This is a genomic window from Posidoniimonas polymericola (genome assembly GCF_007859935.1).
Lineage (GTDB): Bacteria > Planctomycetota > Planctomycetia > Pirellulales > Lacipirellulaceae > Posidoniimonas > Posidoniimonas polymericola.
Genome location: NZ_SJPO01000002.1, coordinates 23,948 through 43,168 on the forward strand (window position 1 = coordinate 23,948; position 19,221 = coordinate 43,168).

The following is a 19,221-nucleotide window of genomic DNA, read 5'->3' on the forward strand; positions in this document are numbered from 1 at the left end:
GCCCAAGCCGGCCGCCTGCGCACGGATGCGATCTCAGGCGGCTGGCTTTTTTTATGCGCCGACCGCGGCCGGCCACAGCACGGTGAACAGGAGCCCGGTCACTGCCGCGTAGGCGGCGCCGTCGAGCAGCGACATCGCGGTCTTCTGGGGGAACCAGTATACGGCGGGGAACCTGGCGAAGCAGTGGGCGAGCAGCCCCGCGGTGGTCACGAAACGCAGCACGTCAATCGACGCGGCCCCGCGTGGCAGTCCGATCGACGCCAGGTAGCCGATCACGAACGCGGCGACAAGGAAGAACGCGAGCGTTTTGAAGATCGCCGCGCCCATGTTGACCGGACGGTCGTAGACCGAGAGCATGCCGGTGCAGCGCCGCTGCTTCTCCTGGAACGCCGGCTCGCCGGCCTCCTTCATGTCGTTGCAGTAGGGCAGCATGTACTGTCCCGGCCCGACCTGGTCGGCCTGCAGCAGGTCGACCAGCTTCTCCTCGGTCGCGCCGAGGCCCTTGAACTCCGGCTTGTGGTGCGGCAGCACGGTCCAGGCGACCGTGCTGGCGATGTGCGTCGCCACGCCCGACAGCAAGATCGGCAGCCAGAGGTCGGTGAGCGAAAGGTCCATCGGGGATCCGTGTGTGGGGAGGGTCCCGGTCTAGTCTCGCCACCGGGGCCGGCATGGGTTAACCTCTTGAGGTCCGTAGTATTCCCGAGTTTCGCGACCCCGCAAGAGTTTCGATGCAAGAATTCTTCTCGATCCAAGGCCTCACCACACTGGCGATGCTCGTGCTGCTGCAGGCGGTGCTCGGCTTCGACAACCTGCTGTACATCTCGATCGAGTCGAAACGCGCGCCCGAGGACCAGCAGTCCTGGGTCCGGCGGGTCGGCATTGTGATGGCGATCTTCTTGCGGATTGCGCTGTTGCTGGTGATCATGCTGTTGATCGACAAGGTCAAGGAGCCGTTGTTCAAGCTGCAACTACCCAACCCGTTCGCGTCGGCATCCGCAGAGTCGGGCGGGCCAGCCGAAGACCCAACCGAAGCGGCGGCCGTCGCGGGGCAAGCGGAAGAGGCCCCGCACACCAGCCGCACGCCCGCCACCTCAATGGCCCAGGCGGCGCACGACGCCCATGACGGCGACCGGCCGGGCGGCGCGTCGTACCTGTTCTTTGGCGAGTTCACCCTGCACAGCATAATCACGCTGTTCGGCGGGGCGTTCATCCTCTACACGGCGGTCAAGGAAGTGCTTCACCTGCTGGCGGTCGAGCACATCGAGCACGGCGCCGGAGGCAAGGACAGCAAGTCGGTCGCGATGGTGGTCACCATGATCGTGATCATGAACCTGGTCTTCTCGTTCGACTCGATCCTCTCGGCGATGGCGCTTACGAGCCACTTCAGCCGCGCGCCGGCGTTCTGGCTGATGGCGGTCGCCGTGGTGCTGTCGGGCGTGCTGATGATCTACCTGGCCGACACGGTCTCGGACTTCCTGAAGAAGAACCGAATGTACGAGGTCCTCGGCCTGTTCATCCTGTTCATCGTCGGCGTCATGCTGCTCGGCGAAGGGGGCCACCTGGCCCACCTGACGCTGTTCTCCTACCACGTCGAGCCGATGGCCAAGTCGACCTTCTACTTCACACTCGCGGTGCTCGTGGTGATCGACATCGTGCAGGGACGCTACCGCAAGAAGCTGCTGGCGCAGCGCGCCGGCGAGCTGGGCGAGCACGACCACATCTAGCCCGCGGCTCGGTTTCCTGTAGCGCGGCTCGGCATCGGTGTGGCGAACCCCTAGCCGGTCACGGCGGTCGTTGGGGTAGCGTGCGCCGCTGCGGACACGTTGAGCCGCTGCGGATGCGTTGCGCTGCTGCGGATGCATGTAGCGGGGCGATTTGCCGGTGACAGCCGCCTGCTGCTCCGCCAGAATGCACGAGCGGCCACGCCCCACGCGGCTTCGCCGCCCGCCCCCCACCGGCGGCCCTCCCCCAAACCCTGCCCTCCCCTGCCATGGCCCGTCCTACCGAGCGCGGCGACAACGCTGCGCAACTCGACGACCCCCGCTACGCCTGGGTGATGCTGCCGCTAGCGATGCTCATGCAGATCGGCACCAGCCCGGGCCAGACGTTCGGCGTGTCGCTGTTCAACGAGTCGATCCGCCGGGACCTCGGGTTGAGCGACACGCTGCTGACCGGCTCGTACATGATCGCCAGCCTGCTGGCCGCCGTGCCGCTGATGACCATCGGCCGCCGGATGGACCTGCACGGGCTGCGGCGGGTGTCGCTGGTGCTGGTCGCGCTGGTCGGGGTCGCCTGCCTCGTGATCTCCCGCGTGCAGGGTGTTGTCGGATTGACTGTGGCTTTTTTTATGCTGCGGGCGTTCGGCCAGGGCGGCTTGTCACTGGCGGCCAGCAACACGCTTGGCATGTGGTTCGTGCGGCGGTTGGGCCTGGCGTCCGGCCTAGCCGGGGTCGGCATGTCGGCCGCCATCGCGGTGCTGCCGCTGGCGTACTTTGAGCTGATCGACCGCTTCGGCTGGCGCAATGCCTACCTCGCGATCGGCCTGGTGACCTGGGGCACGCTGCTGCCGCTGCTGGCCCTGCTCTACCGCAACATCCCCACGCCCGACGGGGACCAGTCGAACCACAGCCTGGCGGCGGCAGGGCCGTCGCTCGACCTCCGCGCCGCGATGCGGACGCCGGCCTACTGGATCGCGGCGAGCTGCTCCGCGATGTCGGGGCTGATCGCCACGGGCGTATTCTTCAACCTTGTGCGCTTGTTTGAGCTGCAGGGCTTCACCGCCGCGCAGGCGGCCGCCATCTTCCCGACGGTCGCCATCTCGATGGCGCTGCTGCAGATCAAGGGGGGCCTGCTGGCCGACTACCTGCCGCTCCGCGTGCTGATGGCGGCGGCGATGGCCGGCCTCGGCGGCGGCGTGCTGGTGCTGGGCACTACCTCGACGCTGTGGATGACCCAATTCGGCGCCGCCCTATTGGGGGGAGGTCAAGGCCTGCTGGCCGTGACCAGCAACACCCTGTGGCCCCGCTACTTCGGCCGCCGGCACCTCGGCTCGATCCGCAGCTCGGTCTGGACCTCGACGGTCGCTGCGTGCAGCGCCGGCCCGTTCATTATGGGCGTCACGTTCGACCTGACCGGCGGCTACGGGCCGTCGATCTGGCTGTTCGTCGCGCTAACAGTGGTAGCGTCCGTTGCGGCGGCGTTGTTCGCGGCCCCGCCGCTCGAACGGAACGCCTGCCAGGAAAGTGTATTGGCAACGCAGGGGACAAGGAAGCCAAGCACAGTTTCCTGGAGAAAATCTGGCGTTTTGAAGTGAACGGCGTGTGCCCAGATTGTAGCGCACTTGTTTGTTCGCCGTTCGCTGCTCAGGTATACTTGCGTCGCAGTTGGTTCTCCCCACGTCGACTCGGCGTCGGTTGTTTCCTGTGCTGATCGTTCCGCGGTCGCCCATCCATCAGCAGGCCTAGCATGACGATTCGGCTACTTGTCGCTGCGTTGCTCGCGTGGATGCTATCCGGCGGTCCAGTGCTGCTCGCAGCCTCGCCAGCCGACCTCGAGTTCTTCGAATCGAAGGTGCGACCGCTGCTGGCGGAGCACTGCTACGAGTGCCACAGCGCCGCGGCCGGCGACGCCAGCGCCGGACTGCGACTCGACCACCGGCAAACGATCCTCGCCGGCGGCGACACGGGCCCGGCGGTCGCGATCGACGATCCCCAGGCCAGCCTGCTGCTCGAGGCGGTCCGCTTCGAGACGCTGCAGATGCCCCCCAGTGGCAAGCTGCCGGCCGCCGACATCGCCACGCTCGAACGCTGGGTTTCACTCGGCGCGCCGTGGCCCGACGAGCCCGTGCCGACGGCCGAAGGGGCTGCCGAGGTGTTCGACCTGGAACAGCGACGCGACAACCATTGGGCGTGGCGGCCTGTCCAACACCCCGCGCCGCCGGAGGTCCGGGATCAGGCGTGGCCCTCGGACCCACTCGACCGGTTTGTGCTCGCCGGGCTCGAAGAGAGCGGCCTCCGGCCGGCTGCGCCCAAGTCGCGGTCGGCGTTGCTCCGCCGGCTCTACTTCGACCTCATCGGGCTGCCGCCGAGCCCCACGGAAATACAGGCGTACCTGGCAGACGAATCGCCCCAGGCGACCGAGCGGGTGGTCGAGGCGCTGCTCGCCTCGCGGCATTTCGGCGAGCGCTGGGCGCGGCACTGGCTCGACTTGGTGCGCTACGCCGAGTCCCGCGGCCACGAATACGAGTACGACGCGCCCAACGCCTACCAGTACCGCGACTACGTCATCCGCGCGCTAAACGCCGACGTGCCCTACGACCAGTTCCTCACCGAGCACCTGGCCGGCGACCTGATCGATCCGCCGCGGCTGCACCCCACCCACGGCCAAAACGAGTCGGTGCTCGGGACCGGCTTCTGGCACCTTGGCGAGTGGGTGCACTCGCCGGTCGACACCCGCAAGGACGAGACCGACCGCTTCGACAACATGGTCGACGTGATGAGCAAGTCGATGCTGGCGATGACAGTCTCGTGCGCGCGGTGCCACGACCACAAGTTCGACGCGATCTCGAGCGCCGACTACTACGCGTTGTGCGGGTTCCTCCAGAGCTCCGACTTCCGCCAGACACGGTTCGAATCGATGGAGCACAACCGCGGCGTCGCCGCGCGGCTGGCGAGACTTGACGAGCTTCACCGCCGACGTTTGCGGACCCTCATCGGCGACGCGCTGCTTGCGGCCGACCAGGCCCTGCCCGCCGCTGCTAGCGCAGAGCGATCCCCCACACCGCCCTGCCCTGTCACTGCTCGGACGCTGGTCGATTTTGCCGCGTTGCCAGCAGGCGAGTTCCGGCAGGACGGCTACGGCTTCGGGCCCTCCGTCCGCGACGCCGCGGAGCTCTACCTGGCGGGCGCCGGCGAGTCGACCCTCTGCGCTGCGGGGCACGCCAGCGCCGCGTTCGACCCGTTCTGGCTCGACCTTGAAAACGTCAGCCAGCCGTACGTCAACTCGCCCGGCAAACTCGACCCAAGCGTGTGGGGCGGACGCACGCTCCGCACCCCCACGGTCAAACTGCAGAGCGGCGAGGTCTACGTGCTGGTCCGTGGCGGCGGGAACGTGTTCGCTTGCGTCGACACCCACCGCACGCTCGCTGGCCCACTGCACCAAGAGACCCTCGTCGCGTTCGGCCAACCAGAAGGCTCGGACACGCCCCACTGGGTGGCGATGCGGCTTGGGAGGTACGCCGGCTCGAGCGTGCACTTCGAGTTCTGCCCGGTCGACGATGGCGCCCTCGAGGTGCTGCGGGTCGTAGAGCGGGGAGCGTCGGACGCCGCCGGCGATGAGACGCAGCTCGCCGGTCAGGAGGCCGAGGCCCTGCGACGATGGCGCGACAACGAGCCGCTCCCTGCCGCCGTTGCTCAGCAGTTGTCTGCGCGGCTCAATGCTGTGCTGGCCGACCCCGCCGCCCACTTGCCGAGCGGGGTCGTTGAGCAGATGACTTCGCTTGTTGCAGAGTGGTCACTGTCGAGGCGCGGCCTCGAGTCCGACGTGCAGCGCCGCTCGCACCTCGCGATGACCTCGATGGACCTCAGCGGCGAGGACGACCACCGGCTGATCCGCGGCGGCTCGGGTTCGCCGGCGGAGGTCGTGCCGCGGCGGTTCCTGGCGGCGATTGATGGCGGCCGCCCGCTAAAAGTCCCCAGTGGCAGCGGCCGGCTAGAGCTCGCCCGCCGGGTCACTGCGCCCGATAACCCGCTCACCACGCGGGTGATCGTCAACCGCCTGTGGCAGCACCTGCTCGGCGACGGCATCGTCCCCACGCCGGACAACTTCGGCGTGCTGGGGCAAGTGCCCACGCACCCCGAGCTGCTCGACTACCTGGCCTCGGAGTTCAGCGCCGACGGTCAGTCGCTCAAGCGGATGATCCGCCGCATCGTGCTCTCGAGCACCTACGCAATGAGCTGCGACCAATCGCTGGGAGCGGCCGAACGCGACCCGCAGAACCGGCTGTGGTCGTACGTTCCGCTGAAACGGCTTGAGGCCGAGGCAATCCGCGACGCGCTGCTGGCGCTCGCGGGCAACCTCAGCCCGCAGATGGGCGGGCCGTCGGTTCCGCTGCACCTCACGAGTTTCATGCAGGGTCGCGGACGGCCCAAGCAGAGCGGCCCACTCGACGGCGACCGCCGCCGCTCGATCTACCTCGAAGTGCGGCGCAACTTCCTGTCGCCGATGGCGTTGGCGTTCGACTTCCCGGCGCCGTTCAGCTCGATGGGCCTCCGCACGCGGTCCAACGTGCCCGCCCAGGCGCTGATGCTGCTCAACAGCCCGTTCGTGCAGCAGCAGTCCGCCGCCTGGGCCCAGACCGCGGTCGCGCAGTCCGAGGGCGTCGACGGCCGCATCGAGTACCTGTACCAGAGCGGCCTCTGCCGAGCCCCGACCGAGAACGAGCGCGCCCGCCTGGCGGAATTCGTCACTCAGGAGGCCGCCGACCGCGGCGCCTCGACCGACGACCCGGCCGTGTGGGCCGACGCCGCGCACGCGCTGGTGAACGCCAAGGAGTTCCTGTACCTGCCATGACGCACCAGCGCTACACAACCTCCCGACGTGACTTCCTCTGCCGCTGCGCCAACGGTTTCGGCGCGGTGTCGCTAACGGCGTTGCTGGCCGACAAGGCCTTCTGCAACGGGTCGTTCGCCAGCGGCGCCCACGGCCTGCACCACACCCCCCGCGCGAAGAACGTCATCTTCCTGTACATGGACGGCGGCCCCTCGCAGGTCGACACGTTCGACCCAAAGCCGCTGCTCGCCAAGCACAGCGGCGCCTCCCCGGGCCAGTTCTTCAAGGTCGCGCCGACGCAGTTCAACAACAACGGCGCGCTGCTCGGCAGCCAGTGGAAGTTCCGCCGCCACGGGCAGTCCGGCATCGAAGTCAGCGAGCTGTTCCCGCACGTCGCCGGAGTGGTCGACGAGCTGGCGGTGGTGCGGTCGATGGTGTCGGAGTTCCCGGAGCACACCTCGGCCAACTACTTCCTGCATTCCGGCAGCGGCCTGCAGGGCCGGCCCAGCATGGGGGCGTGGCTGTCGTACGGCCTGGGGAGCGAGAGCCAGGACCTGCCCGGCTTTGTCGTGATGGACGGCGGACTGATCCCGCCTGGGGGGATCGACTGCTTCGGCAACGGCTTCCTGCCCGCCAGCTACCAGGGCTCGATGTTCAAGCCCTCGGGCTCGGCGGTCGCCAACATCTCGCGCCGCGAGGCGACCGCCGCCGACCAGCGCCGCAAGCTGCGGCTGATGGAGCAACTCGACTCGCTCGCCTCGGCCGGGTTCCGCCAGCACGACGCCATCGAGTCGGCGGTCGAGAACTACGAGCTCGCCTACCGCATGCAGACCGCCGTGCCGGGGCTGATGGACCTAGCCGACGAGCCGGAGCACACACGCCGCTCGTACGGCCTCGACTCCAAGCACCGCGGCACACAGATCTACGCCGCCGAGTGCCTGGTCGCGCGGCGGCTGGTCGAACGCGGCGTGAGGTTCGTCGAGCTCACCTGCCCGCGGCTCGACACCGACCGCTGGGACCAGCACTCGAACCTGAAGTACGGCCACGAGCAGAACGCCCTGGCGGTCGACCAGCCAATCGCCGCGCTGATCGCAGACCTCAAGCAACGCGGCCTGCTGGACGAGACCCTGGTCGTCTGGGCCGGGGAGTTCGGCCGCACGCCGTTCGCCCAGGGCTCGGACGGCCGCGACCACAACCCGCACGGCTTCACGATCTGGATGGCCGGCGGCGGCGTCCGCGGCGGGATGGTCTACGGCGCGACCGACGAGTTTGGTTACCACGCGGTCGAGAACCGCGTCGAGGTGCACGACCTGCACGCCACGATGCTGCACCTGTTGGGCGTCGACCACACCCGCAGCACCTACCGCTTCGGCGGCCGCGACATGCGCCTGACCGACGTCAAAGGGCACGTCATCGACGCGCTGATTGCGTAGCTTAGAGAAATAGGTGGCACGCCCTGAAAGGGCGTGGTCGCGCCAGTGGTGATTCACCACGCCCTTATAGGGCGTGCCACCCAGCGGCCGCTACTCGGCGGCGCCCGGCTCTTCGGCGTTGGCCTCTTTCACAACCGGCTTGGCGGCTGTGTACCGGCTCGCGTCTTCCTGGACGCCCTCGGTCGCCAGGGTGCGAACCGGCGTTGGCCGATCGCCGTCGCGGGTGGCGAACGCCAGCGAGGACAGCATGCCAATCGAGAACGACACAACACAGCAGAGAATCGGCGCCAGACGCATGGGAGCAAGCTCTTTGGGGGCATTTGCAGGGCCCAGGAGGGAAGAGGCCCGCACGGTTAGGTAGGCAGCCCCGGTTGGGCGGGGCCGATCACATACCCAAAGTATAGGCCGCCGCGGGGGCCCAGAGGAGGGGGACGGTAGCGCCTGTGCGGGTGGTGCGGGGGTGAGCTGCGGCGGGCCGCTGGCTGCGGGGCGTTCGCAAAGCTACTCTTCTTCCCCGTCGTCCTCTTCACGGGGCTCGGGATCTCCGAAGGTGGGCCGTTCACTCTGCTCTAGTTGCTCCGCGGAGTCGGTCGGTAGCGGCATGAAGAAGCGGATGCCTGTTCCCCCGAGCCCAACTACGGTCCGCGTTTCTAGCGTGTGGCCCGGTGATAGCTCATCCTGCTCTTCCTCGTGGAGGTGCGAAACCTCGACGATCTTACCCTCCTCGTCGAGTTCGAATTGCTCCTCGGACTCGACAAGATTCTCGGGATGTGTGCCGCCACCCCACAGGACGGGCGTCCCCGCTGCAACGAACGGCGCATAGAGGTCGACTGTCGCTGTGTGTTCGAAGCCTTCCGGTTCGTACCCAAACGGTAGCCCATTCCACGGGTCGAGCAGGTCGAGTTGTGTGTCGTCGTAGGTGATGTAGTCGGGCGACAGTTCCTCCAGCGTCGCGGGGTACTCGCCATGATCAGCCCGGTAGGCGAGCAGCGCCAACCGCACCAACTCTGCCTTCCTCCAAGCGTACTGCGTCAACCACATCCGTACCCGGGTGTTGAGCATCCAACGGTTTTCAAACCTCCAGGCGCCCACGGAAGACGTTTCGGCGTTTCTCACCAACGCCAAGTTTGCCAAGGCCTGGTCTACGTTGAGCCCCCCGACGGCGCTGGCGGTGGCGACCATCTCGGCCGTGCTGATATCGTTTCCCCTCACCGCGTGATAAAGGATGTCCCTGCCCTGTGCCGGTTTGGTGCGGTTCGCATCGATCACACAGGCGGTCAAGTAGTCGATCTCACTCAGAGCAAGGGTATTGAGCGCGCGTTCCGCCCGCTGCTGGCTAGTGCGGCTCGGCAGCAGGTAGGCTGTCCACTTTACGAGGCTGCCTATCTTAGCCGTTCCACGCGAGGCGCCGCTGATCTCGTCTGCTGACTCAAGGTAGGCGTTCATCGTCACATCTGTCGGGTCGTTTGCCGGCCAATCGATCATACGGAGCTGGTCTCGCACCGCGAGGATCTCTTGACTGGTTCGCCCTTCGGTCGCTGCCCAGGCAGCGATTGCCTGGTCGATATCCGACGCGCGGCGGATCCCAGCTGATCGCGTAGCCGGGCCTGCCCCTCAGACGCTGAACGTTCGCCCGCCGGCAGGCGAGCAAGACTTCCAGGCGCCGGCCAGGTTCGCTGAGCCGAAGGGCCTGCTGGATCAATTCATCGAGCGGTTCGGTCCTGCCGGTCTTCTTGAGCGGCGAGGGCGGCAGGCGGCAGTCGATCTTGCTCAGGCGGATGAACTCTTGGAGCGCGTCGCTGTCCATGGTGCCGCCGCTCTTGAGTAGCGTGTAGCCGTCGGCGACCTCGCGGCCCCGCGAACGCTCTGCTCGGGCGTTGGCTGCCATGGCGGCAATCGCCGCCTCGCCGTTGGGCAGGTTGTGGGTCTGGTACCGCGGGGCGAGCTGCGCGTCGCGGGCCGCGGGCACGGCCAGCATGACAAACGCCAGTGGCGCCGTCAGCACGACCGCCGGCAGGAGCCACGGTTTTACGCCGCCGCGTTCGAACAGCCAGGCCGGCGCCCGCAGCCAGGTCGCCAGTAGGGCGGCGAGTCCGAACGGCGCGACCGCCCACAGCGGCGACAGCATCCAGTAGAACACGAGCATCGCCCAGCCCGCCAACAGCCACGCCGCCCCGAACGCGAGTAGCCCGGCGAAGATCTCGCTCCGCAACGTCAGCGAGAAGAACTGCCCAACGGCGTAGGCGGCAAATGCGGCGGCGGCCACGCCCACCAGCACCGCGACCGTGGTGTCGTACTGCTGAGTTAAGGCGACTTGCTCGAGGAACCCGGAGGTCCAGCCAGCATGGTCCTGCTGGTCGAGGTCGATCCAAGTGCCGAACACGTTGCGACGCCAATAGATGGCTGCTGCTGCGAAAAGGGTGATCGCAATGCCGCAGTACATCAGCGTCAAGTAGCCCAGCCCCACTACCTGCCTGGCTAGCCAGACCCGCCGCGGCGGCGCCGCGTGCTCCGCCAAGAAGCGGTGCTGCCGCCGCCGCTGGTCCTCGCGGAACACCAGGGCGCCCATCAGCGCGGGCACGAATAAGGCGCCTAGGAGGATTGCAGGCCGGGGAGTCTCGCGGACCAAGTTATCCATTCCCATTGCCATCCCGAGGACCAGCGGCCACGCGAGAGTCAGGCACCCGCCGATCACCGTCGCCGCAAACGCCGACTTCCACGACTGCCGGTGCGTCTGCCACGCCAGCCGGCCGAACGAGCCGAGCCAGCCGACGTTGGCCCGTGCGGCGGGCTTTTCTTTAGCTCTGTTGGTGGTTTTGATCGTCACATGCTGTTCACCCCGCGGCAGCCAGTTCAGGCCGAGCCACACGTCGAGCGCGCCGATTAACAGCGCGACGACCAACCGGGCAGGCAACGCCTGCGAGTCGCCCAACTCGAACAGGTCGACGTTGCCCCCGGTGGCGGCGATCGTTGCGAACGAGCAAAACGACGCCCCAGCGATTCCAAGGCAGGCCGCCAGCAGCGGTTTCGGCACGAGCAGTGATGCGAGTAAGCTCCACACAAGCAGCTCGAGCAGTACCACGACGCCGGTTGTGCCAAGCACAAGCCATGTCCGCTCTGACGGCCCGACGCCGCCAGCAACCACCGCTCCCACAGCGAGCAATACGCCGAAGAGCAGCGGCGTCAGCACGATGGCCGACGTTAGCTTGCCGAGCAGCGTCGCCCAGCGGTTCTCGGGCAGTGACTGCAGGTACAGCATGGTGCCCTCTTCGCGTTCGACCGAGAACAGCGTGACCGCCGCGGCGACACAGAACAGCGCCGCAGCGCCCAGTGCAAGCACTGCCATCGCGTCGGGCCGCCCGCTTATTGGGCTGCTCGCGCGGTAGATCAGCATTACCAACAGCGTTGACACCGCGGTCCCAACCGCCAGCCCGCTCTGCATCCGCAGCTCTTTCCAGAAGAACCGCTTGGCCAGTCGCAGCGTGTCGGGGGCGGCGGGGGCGATTGGGTTGGCGAGGGCGGCGTTCATAGTGGTGGGCTCTTGTCCGGTGGGGTGGATTTGAACAGGAGGGCAATAATTCCCCTCCCCCCTTGGGGGAGGGGTGGGGTGCGCCGGGTACTCACTTCACCCCCACCCCGGCCCTCCCCCAGAGGGGGAGGGAGTATTGCTTAAACCTCTTGCAGCACGCCGGGTTGACCGTTGGCCGAGGGCGGATGGTTCTCGGTCATGTACGCCACGAAAATCTCCTCGAGGCTCGGCGTGCGGCGGTCGACCACGGCCACCGAGTCGAGGTCGGCCAGGCGGTCGATGGCGCCCTCGTCCTCGACGTCGCGCACCAAGAGCCGCCACTGCTTGCCGCGGCGGCTGCTGGTGAGCAGCGTGCCGGGGACCGGCGGCGGGGCGGCGGCCGAGCCGTGCATCGTGGCGGTGATCTCGTACGCGCCGAGCTTCAGCCGGTCGAGCGGGTCGACCGCCAGGATCTTGCCCTCGCGCACCACCGCCACCTGGTCCGCCACGCGTTCGACCTCGCCGATTAGGTGGCTCGAGAGCAGGACCGTGTGCCCCTCGGCCGCCAGGTCGACCATGCTCTCGAGGAACTCCCGCCGCACCAGAGTGTCGAGGCCCGAGGTCGGCTCGTCGAGCACCAATAGCCGCGGCTGGTGCGCCATGGCGAGCGACAATGACACCTTCGCCCGCATGCCCTTGGACATCTTGCCGATCTTGCGCGAGGTCGGCACGCGGAAGCGGTCGAGCAGGTTGCGGTAGTGCTGCTCGAAGCCGTCGCCGTAGAAGCCGGCGGTAAACCAGCCGATCTCGGCGGCGGTCATCCACTCGTACAGCGTCGGCCGTTCCGGCACGTAGCCGAGCAGCCGCCGCACTTCCTCGCCGTGCGTCGTGCTGTTGCGTCCGAAGACCGAGATCGACCCGGCGTCGGGCGACAGCAGCCCGAGCAGCATGCGGACGAGCGTTGTCTTGCCGGCGCCGTTCTCACCCAACAGGGCGAACACGCAGCCCGCCGGCACCCGCAGCGTCGCGTCGTCGACGGCGGTGAACCGGCCGTAGCGTTTGGTGACTCGGTCGATCTCGATCACGTTGGTCATGCCTGTTCTCCGGCGGCGGGGTGGTTCTTGCGGAGCTTCTTGAGCTCGGATGTGAAGAGGGTCTCGACCTCGTCGGGCGAGAGGCCGGCGGCCAGCGCCTCGCTGAGCGACTCGCTGACGCGCCGCCGCATCAGGTCGCGGCGGGACTTGCGGCAGGCGGCCCTGGCGCCCGACCGGACCGCCAGCCCGACGCCGGGCGTCGGTTCGACGACCTCCTGCGACTGCAGCTCGCGGTACGCGCGGGCGACCGTGTTGGGGTTCACGGCGAGCTCCTTGGCGAGCTCGCGGACGCTGGGGATCAGGTCGCCGGCAGCCAGCGCCCCGTCGGCGACGGCGAACGTCACCTGCCGGGCGATCTGGTCGTAGACGGGCACGCCGTTCGAGGCGTTGACCTGGATAAACACGGCTTGTCTCCCTGGAGTGGAGCAGCGGACGAGGTGAGCTAGTGTTCTAGCACGGTTGTACAGTAGCGGCAGGCGGCCGCCCGTGTCAAGTTTTTCTTGTGAGTCCCCTCCCCCTCGTGGGGAGGGCTAGGGAGGGGGGCGGCCCCGGCGCCGAGTTCACCACGCCCTTTGAGGGCGTGCCACCCGTCGTGCTAGTCAATTTACTCCGGGTGCCGGGGGCGCTCCCGCCAGGGAAGCCCCCGAGAGGTACTCACCGGGATCGCTGCTCGTCCGGGGCTTCCGCTGCCGCGGAGCGCCCCGGGCACCCACGGGACTCATGCTACTGGCGTTCGAACCGCACCGACTTGTTGTTCTGGCTAATCACCAGCGTTAGCCCGGTGATGCGTTCCCCATCACGCTCGACCTGTATGGCGTCGGTCTCGGCGAAGGCGGAGGCGTTCCATGCGGGCGTTGTCGCGAAGCGGAGGTTATCGCCCTCGCTGAGGCCGAGGTAGCCGTAGGTGATCGGCCCGTGCCAGTTGATCAACGCCCTGGCGTGCGGGCCATCGCGTTTGACCGTCAGGACGCGGCCCTGCGAGTCGGTGTACTCGCCGATGAGCGACTCGAGCAGGTCGGCGTCGGGGTCGAGCTCGGCGTCGGCCTTCGGCTTCTCGTACCGGGCCGGCGGCTTGCCTGCCAGCAGGTTCTCGCAGCTCGTCTTCACCACGTTGAAAGGCGCCGACGAGTCGCTGCTCGCGAGCACGAACAGGCAGCCGTCGTCGGCCGGGTCGCGGCGGATCGAAGCGAGGAACCCGCGGACGCTGCCGGTGTGCTCGTGCACGGTGGCGCCAGACTCGAGCGTGCGGACCCGCCAGCCGAGCGCGTAGCCGGCGTCGCCCGGCGTGGTCATCTGGCGGTACGACTCCTCGCTCAGCAACTTTCCGGCGGCCAGCGCGCGGTCCCACTTCCAGAGGTCGATCAGGTTCGTCACTAGCCCGCCCATGCCGCGGTACTGGAATCCGTACGCGCCGTACGGGTGGTCGAGTGCCGAGCGGTCGGCACCACGCGTCGCGGCGCCAACCGCGACCGTGGCCCCGCGCGGCGCCCTTTGTCCGGTGAAGCGGCTGCTGCCCATGCCGGCCGGCTTGAGGATTGCGTCGCGCAGGTAGCGGGTGTAGGGCTTGCCGCTCGCCTGGGCGATCACCTCGCTCAGCAGCGAGTAGCCCTGGTTCCAGTACTCGTGCCGCGTGCCCGGTGGCGACTTAGGACCGCCCTCGAGAAACGTCGGCAGCACGGCAGCCAGGTCGGTCCCCGCGCCGCGGGAGTTGTTGCGGGGAATGCCCGAGGTTTGCTGCAGCAGGTGCCGCACAGTGATGGCCTGGGAGTGTTCGGGCACGCCCGGCAGGTGCTTGGAAATGGGGTCGTCGAGGCTCAACTTCCCTTCCTCGGCCAGTTTCATCACGGCGATGGCGGTGAACGGCTTGGTGCACGAGGCGATCTCGAACACCGTGTCGACGGCGATCGGTTGCGACTTCTTCTCGCCGGTCTGGCCGACCCCGACCGCGGCGATCACCTCGCCACGCCGCCCGACGAGCACCGCCCCCTGGAAGCCGAGGTCGTCGTGCGCCTGACGAACGAAGTCGACGATTGCCAGGCCGGTTTCGCCGACAGCAGTGTGTCCTTCGTAGGCGAGGCCGCTACTCGCTAGCTGGCAGAGCAGGGCAAACGCCAGGATCAGCCGTTTCGAGCCGCCAGCAATGGGGAACATCGCACGTCTCCAGGTGAGATCGGGGGTTGCAGTTCGCCGCAGTTTAGGGCAGTCTAGCAGAGTCGCCTGCGAGGGCAATCGGGCGGCGGGCGAAATAGAGGCGACCGCCGTCGGCGAGTCTATTCGCGGCAAACGTCTACTCAACGACCAGGATGACCATGGCAGACGAGAACCCCTACGAGAGCACCAAGTCGACGCCAACAGTTGCGTCGGGCAACCCGGCGCTGGTGATCCTCGGTAAGCTTTTTCTGGCTTGCGTAGTGCTGCTGATCGTGGCGGCGATGCTGATGCCGCTCAACCGTGGGGGGGCGAATAGGGCTGCGCGACGCATGCGATGTCAGAACCAGATGAAGCAGATCACGCTGGCCCTGCTCAATTACGACGCCGCGCACGGCAAGCTCCCGCCCGCCTACACGGTCGACGATGAAGGCCGCCCGCTGCACAGCTGGCGGACACTAATCTTGCCCTACGTCGAGCAAGGGGATTTGTACGACTCGATCGACCTCACCAAGCCGTGGGACGACCCGGTCAACGCCCATGCCCGCGAGGCGGTAGTAGACGCCTACCTCTGCCCGAGCGCCGATCACGAGGCAAGCCGGACAACCTACCAGGTGGTTGCCGGCGCTGGCTACGTGTTCGACGGTGCAAAACCCATGGAGTTCTACGACATCACCGATGGTCCAGAGCGAACCCTACTGGTCGTCGATGTCGCTGCGGATTACGCGGTCGAGTGGATGGCGCCGCAGGACTCGACCCTTGAAGCGGTCTACCAGCAGTTTGTCGAGCAAGAGTTCAACCACCCTAGCGGCATGCAAGTCGGCTTTGCCGATGGTCACGCTTCGATGCTCGACGCGTCGTCCACCCGCGAGGCGTTGCGATCGATGCTAACCATCGCCGGCGGTGAACAGGTCGAAGAGTAGTGGCAGGGCGCCGAAGGCGTGCCCGTCAATGAATCCCCCGAGACGTACTGCCCGAAATAGCTGTTTTTCGTGGGCTCCCGCTGGCGCGGAGCGTCCCGGGCGCCATTGGACTCGATACCCAGCGGGCGATCTCGAGGCTGCCCAGCGGCAGCAGCCAGCTCGCCCAGGCCGAGTAGGGGTACACCCCCTCGAGGCCGAGCACCTCGCTCGCCCCGCCGATCAGCCGCAGCACGACCGCCGCGGTGAGCATCGCGAAGGTCCGCTGCATCCAAATCCGGTGCGTACTGAACTCACGCCGCACCGCCGACCGCCAGCCGAGCAGAGCGAACGCCGCCGTCAGCACCGCTTGCACCGCAAACGCGAAGCCCGCGACGCGGCCGGTCGCGGCGTAGGCCGACATCCACAGGCCGCTCGGCGCCATGACGAAGAGCAACCCAATCATATGGGCCTTGCCGACTAGCCGGTGCAGCCGACGCCGCGGAGCCCATGCTCGTTCGAAGAGCAACGCCAGCCCGCTCGACAGGCAGAATGGGCCCGACACGATGTGCGCGTAGAACGCCCACTGATAGCCGCCGAAGAACGTGCCCTCACGCCCCAGCAGGAAGTCGCTGCGGAAGTTCGGCGGGAAGTAGTCGCCGTAGCCAAGCACGATCCGCACGGTCGTCTGGCAGACAAGCCAGGCGGCGAGCAACGCCAGCGAGGTCGCGGTGGCGTGCGTTGTCGCTCGTTGGCCGTTCACGTCAGCCACGCGACCGACGGCGGCCCGTGGCGGTGATCAACCCGGCAAGCAGCAGACCGCTAGCGGCGGGGCTCGGGACCTGCGACAGCTCCGCCGAGAAGCCGATGTTCTGGAAATCGACCTCACGGTTGCTGCCGGTTAAGAATGCCGTGACCGACTTGACGTTCAGCGGCGCTGCGAGCGCGATGTCTTGGGCCTCGATGCCACCGCTTGAACCGAGGTCGGGCTGCACCGACAAGGCGCCGACCTGTGCGCCGCCGGCGTTGAAGAAGAAGAAATCGACGTTGTCGACGTCGTAGCCCTCGCTGGTGTAGTTCCAGAAGTGCAGCGTGTCGATGTCGTAGGAGGCGTCGAATTCGAAGACCAGCTCCAGCCCGCCGCCGACGTCATCGGCAGTGAACCAGATGTGGGTCGATTGATCGTGGAATTCTTCTGCATCGGCCGACGGGGCGTCGATCACCTTGGTGATGGTCGCGCCGCTGTTGAACGTGTTGTGAAAAGTCCCGCTCGATGTCCCGGGCCCGACCACTACGGTCATATTGTCTTGGTTGAGGTAGACGGGCGCCGCGGCAGCGGAGGCGACCACCGCCGTGGCAGACAGGAGCGACGAGAGCACGGAGAGCGATAGGGTGCGGTTCATGAGACACGTCTTCGATGGGGCCGGTGGCAGGTGAGGGTCGCAGACTTCTATGTTAAGCTGGACGCACGCACGCGCCAATCTTTGCGGGGCGGGGCGCTCCGGAGTCCACGCGGCAGAGGGCCGTAGCGACGGCCGCTGCTACTTCCGCGGCAGCGAGCGGTAGGCGGCCTGGATCAACGCGGCGCCGTGCTCGCGCTCGAGTCGGCGGATCGTGAAATGCGCACGGGCCAGGTTCTGGTAGTGGTCGATGAAGTAGGTGTTGATCAGCGCGCCGCCTACCGCGCCGATGACCGGGATCGCCTGGGCGGCGAGCTTCTCGCTCACCACCACGCCGAACCGCTTGCCGATAGTAGAGATGAACTGCACCAACGGCGGCGCCGCCTTGTTCGTCAGGCCGTGCTTCACGACGTGCTGCGACGCCTCGTGGATCTGCCGGCCCATCGCCAGGCGGACCGCCAGGTAGCCGATCTCGGTGTCGTCCTCGACGTTGCTGGACTTGCCGGGCGAGTGGCCCGGGTCGAGGGCGAACACCTCGAGGCAGGCCAGGCGGGACTCCATGTCGGTGAGGTCCTCGCCGAGGCTCCTGGCGATGTCCGCGACGCTGCGGAGGATCAGCACGGTCGAGAACGGCAGCTCGGCGGCGATGGTCGCGCCGCCGAACGCACCGCCCGCGGCTCCGCTGAGGCCGGCCATCAGTTTGTGGGAGAACAGTCGTGGCTTCGGTGCCACGGGGTCCTTGTCGCCGAGCGTGTTGACCGCGAAGTCGAGCGCCAGCGAGAGCGACTTGTCGACCGCCCCGTAGATCGCCTTCTCGGCCGAGTCGGGCAGCATCTTGATCGACGCGGTGATCGGCGCGCCAAGCATCTCGGTCAGCCGGTCGGCGATGCCGCGGTGCTCGAGGATCTCGCGGGCCTCGGCGAGCTCCTTGAGCACGTAGTCCGGGAGCTGGTGCGTCGGGAGCTGGCGGGCGGGGAGCTGCGGCTCGGAGGATTCGTCCATGCGGTTTTTCGGCCGGTGTAGGTGGCTAGTACGCCCCGTCCGCCCACTCCAATTCGGAGAGTTCGAACGAGCAGAAGACGATCTCGTCGTAGAGCGACTCGCCGGTCTCGTAGATGAGGCCGACGCGGTTGTTGTCGAGCGGCGTGAGGTCCGAGTAAGCGGCCGTGCCGGGGGAGATAACGCAGTGCCGGCTCCAACTCGCCCCGTTGTCGCGGCTGATGCGCAGCATCAGCCCGACGCGTTTATTGGCGTGGGATGGGCCGGAGTACAGGATCAGCGGCCCGTCGTCATCCTGGAGCGTGATCGCCGAGTTCTGCACGACCGGCGAGCGGAGTAAGCGATCGGGTTGGAAGGGGCCGACAAAGGAATCGCCGGCGTCTTCGCTGTAGGTCACAGCCCGGGTGGCCGGGTCGGAGCCGTGCTGGTCGCGCGTATTGATGTACAGGCGGCCGTCGGGGAGTTCGAGGGCGAAGCACTCGTTGGGGTGCAGAGGCGAGGAGAGTTCGGTCGTCTCGCGGGCGCCGATCTGCCACGACTGGCCGTGGTCGTCGCTGTAAATCAGGTGGGACCCCCAGCCGTCGGTGGAGCGGCTGCGGTGGTCGCAGGGGATGACCAGCCGGCCGGCACGCGGGCCGCTGGTCAGCTGGATGGCGTGCACCGGACCGGGGACACACCATTTCCAGTCGGGGTCGGCGACCTGCGGCGTGATCTCGAAGCGGTCGGACCACGTCCTGCCGTGGTCGTCGGAATGACTGGTGAAGAAGCGTTGGGCGTTGCGGGTGAAAACCAACCAGACCCGGCCGGGGTGGTCTGGGTCGGAAGAATCAACAACCGGCGTAGGGTTGCCAAAGAACACGTCCGAGGTGGGGGCGTCCCACTCGTCCTGGAGCACCTGCTGGTCGCTCCAGGAAGTGCCGCCATCGGAGCTGCGTTTGAGGACGATGTCGATGTCGCCGTCGTCGGCCTGGCCGTTCTTGCGGCCTTCGGCGAAGGCGAGCAGATCGCCGTTCGTGGCCCGGATCAGCGTCGGGATCCGGTAGGTGTGATAGCCGTCTTGCCCGGCGCGGTAGACGGTTGTGGTGCTGGGCCCTTCTGTGGCGCTGGGCTCGGCGGCGCCGATGGGGATGACGGCGGTCAGCGCGAGGAGCTGGGTGGCGGCGAGCAACCTAGTCACAGGCACGGCGGACT

The 19,221-nt window shown here is 67.5% G+C and carries 16 protein-coding genes; 5 read left to right on the forward strand and 11 right to left on the reverse strand.

Annotation, left to right across the window (positions count from 1 at the left end):
- Window positions 1-51: 51 nt before the first annotated feature.
- Complete coding sequence (locus Pla123a_RS04200) at window positions 52-615, reverse strand: hypothetical protein (protein ID WP_146584304.1); 564 nt, start codon at window positions 613-615, stop codon at window positions 52-54.
- Window positions 616-728: 113 nt separating this feature from the next.
- Between Pla123a_RS04200 and Pla123a_RS04205 the strand changes: the two genes are divergently transcribed.
- The 4 genes from Pla123a_RS04205 to Pla123a_RS04220 all read left to right on the forward strand — a co-directional run bounded on the left by Pla123a_RS04205 (window position 729) and on the right by Pla123a_RS04220 (window position 7,982).
- Window positions 729-1,724, forward strand: coding sequence for a TerC family protein (locus Pla123a_RS04205; protein ID WP_146584305.1), 996 nt, complete (start codon window positions 729-731; stop codon window positions 1,722-1,724).
- A gap of 266 nt (window positions 1,725-1,990) precedes the next feature.
- Window positions 1,991-3,313 carry an MFS transporter gene (locus Pla123a_RS04210; protein WP_146584306.1) on the forward strand — a complete coding sequence of 441 codons (1,323 nt, stop codon included), beginning with the start codon at window positions 1,991-1,993 and terminating at the stop codon, window positions 3,311-3,313.
- Between the two features lie 152 nt (window positions 3,314-3,465).
- A complete protein-coding gene (locus Pla123a_RS04215; protein ID WP_231956318.1) occupies window positions 3,466-6,570 on the forward strand; it encodes a PSD1 and planctomycete cytochrome C domain-containing protein in 3,105 nt (1,034 codons plus the stop codon).
- Window positions 6,567-7,982 carry a DUF1501 domain-containing protein gene (locus Pla123a_RS04220; protein ID WP_146584307.1) on the forward strand — a complete coding sequence of 472 codons (1,416 nt, stop codon included), beginning with the start codon at window positions 6,567-6,569 and terminating at the stop codon, window positions 7,980-7,982. Before Pla123a_RS04215 ends, Pla123a_RS04220 begins: the two co-directional genes overlap by 4 nt.
- Window positions 7,983-8,072: 90 nt before the next feature.
- Here Pla123a_RS04220 and Pla123a_RS04225 read toward each other — a convergent pair whose 3' ends face one another.
- From Pla123a_RS04225 to Pla123a_RS04250, 6 genes are all read right to left on the reverse strand, one after another.
- Window positions 8,073-8,279 carry a hypothetical protein gene (locus tag Pla123a_RS04225; RefSeq protein WP_146584308.1) on the reverse strand — a complete coding sequence of 69 codons (207 nt, stop codon included), beginning with the start codon at window positions 8,277-8,279 and terminating at the stop codon, window positions 8,073-8,075.
- A gap of 204 nt (window positions 8,280-8,483) precedes the next feature.
- On the reverse strand, window positions 8,484-9,428 hold the full coding sequence (locus Pla123a_RS04230) for a type II secretion system protein (RefSeq protein ID WP_146584309.1): 945 nt from the start codon (window positions 9,426-9,428) through the stop codon (window positions 8,484-8,486).
- Window positions 9,412-11,511: an ABC transporter permease subunit gene (locus Pla123a_RS04235; protein ID WP_146584310.1), complete on the reverse strand. Its 2,100-nt coding sequence runs from the start codon at window positions 11,509-11,511 to the stop codon at window positions 9,412-9,414. The genes Pla123a_RS04230 and Pla123a_RS04235 overlap by 17 nt, the downstream gene beginning before the upstream one ends.
- Window positions 11,512-11,651: 140 nt before the next feature.
- Window positions 11,652-12,584, reverse strand: coding sequence for an ABC transporter ATP-binding protein (locus Pla123a_RS04240; protein WP_146584311.1), 933 nt, complete (start codon window positions 12,582-12,584; stop codon window positions 11,652-11,654).
- Window positions 12,581-12,988: a GntR family transcriptional regulator gene (locus Pla123a_RS04245; RefSeq protein WP_231956319.1), complete on the reverse strand. Its 408-nt coding sequence runs from the start codon at window positions 12,986-12,988 to the stop codon at window positions 12,581-12,583. Before Pla123a_RS04245 ends, Pla123a_RS04240 begins: the two co-directional genes overlap by 4 nt.
- A 319-nt stretch (window positions 12,989-13,307) precedes the next feature.
- Complete coding sequence (locus Pla123a_RS04250; RefSeq protein WP_146584312.1) at window positions 13,308-14,735, reverse strand: serine hydrolase domain-containing protein; 1,428 nt, start codon at window positions 14,733-14,735, stop codon at window positions 13,308-13,310.
- Window positions 14,736-14,893: 158 nt separating this feature from the next.
- On the opposite strand from Pla123a_RS04250, the gene Pla123a_RS04255 reads away from it, so the two are divergent.
- A complete protein-coding gene (locus Pla123a_RS04255) occupies window positions 14,894-15,655 on the forward strand; it encodes a DUF1559 family PulG-like putative transporter (RefSeq protein ID WP_197527663.1) in 762 nt (253 codons plus the stop codon).
- A gap of 25 nt (window positions 15,656-15,680) precedes the next feature.
- On the opposite strand, the gene Pla123a_RS04260 is transcribed toward Pla123a_RS04255, so the two are convergent.
- The 4 genes from Pla123a_RS04260 to Pla123a_RS04275 form a co-directional block, all read right to left on the reverse strand.
- Window positions 15,681-16,394, reverse strand: a complete 714-nt coding sequence (locus Pla123a_RS04260) for a DUF2306 domain-containing protein (RefSeq protein ID WP_197527664.1) — start codon at window positions 16,392-16,394, stop codon at window positions 15,681-15,683.
- A gap of 1 nt (window position 16,395) precedes the next feature.
- A complete protein-coding gene (locus tag Pla123a_RS04265) occupies window positions 16,396-17,034 on the reverse strand; it encodes a VPLPA-CTERM sorting domain-containing protein (RefSeq protein WP_146584315.1) in 639 nt (212 codons plus the stop codon).
- Window positions 17,035-17,172: 138 nt separating this feature from the next.
- A complete protein-coding gene (locus tag Pla123a_RS04270) occupies window positions 17,173-18,033 on the reverse strand; it encodes an EcsC family protein (protein WP_146584316.1) in 861 nt (286 codons plus the stop codon).
- Between the two features lie 25 nt (window positions 18,034-18,058).
- Window positions 18,059-19,213, reverse strand: coding sequence for a sialidase family protein (locus Pla123a_RS04275; protein WP_197527665.1), 1,155 nt, complete (start codon window positions 19,211-19,213; stop codon window positions 18,059-18,061).
- Window positions 19,214-19,221 lie beyond the last annotated feature (8 nt).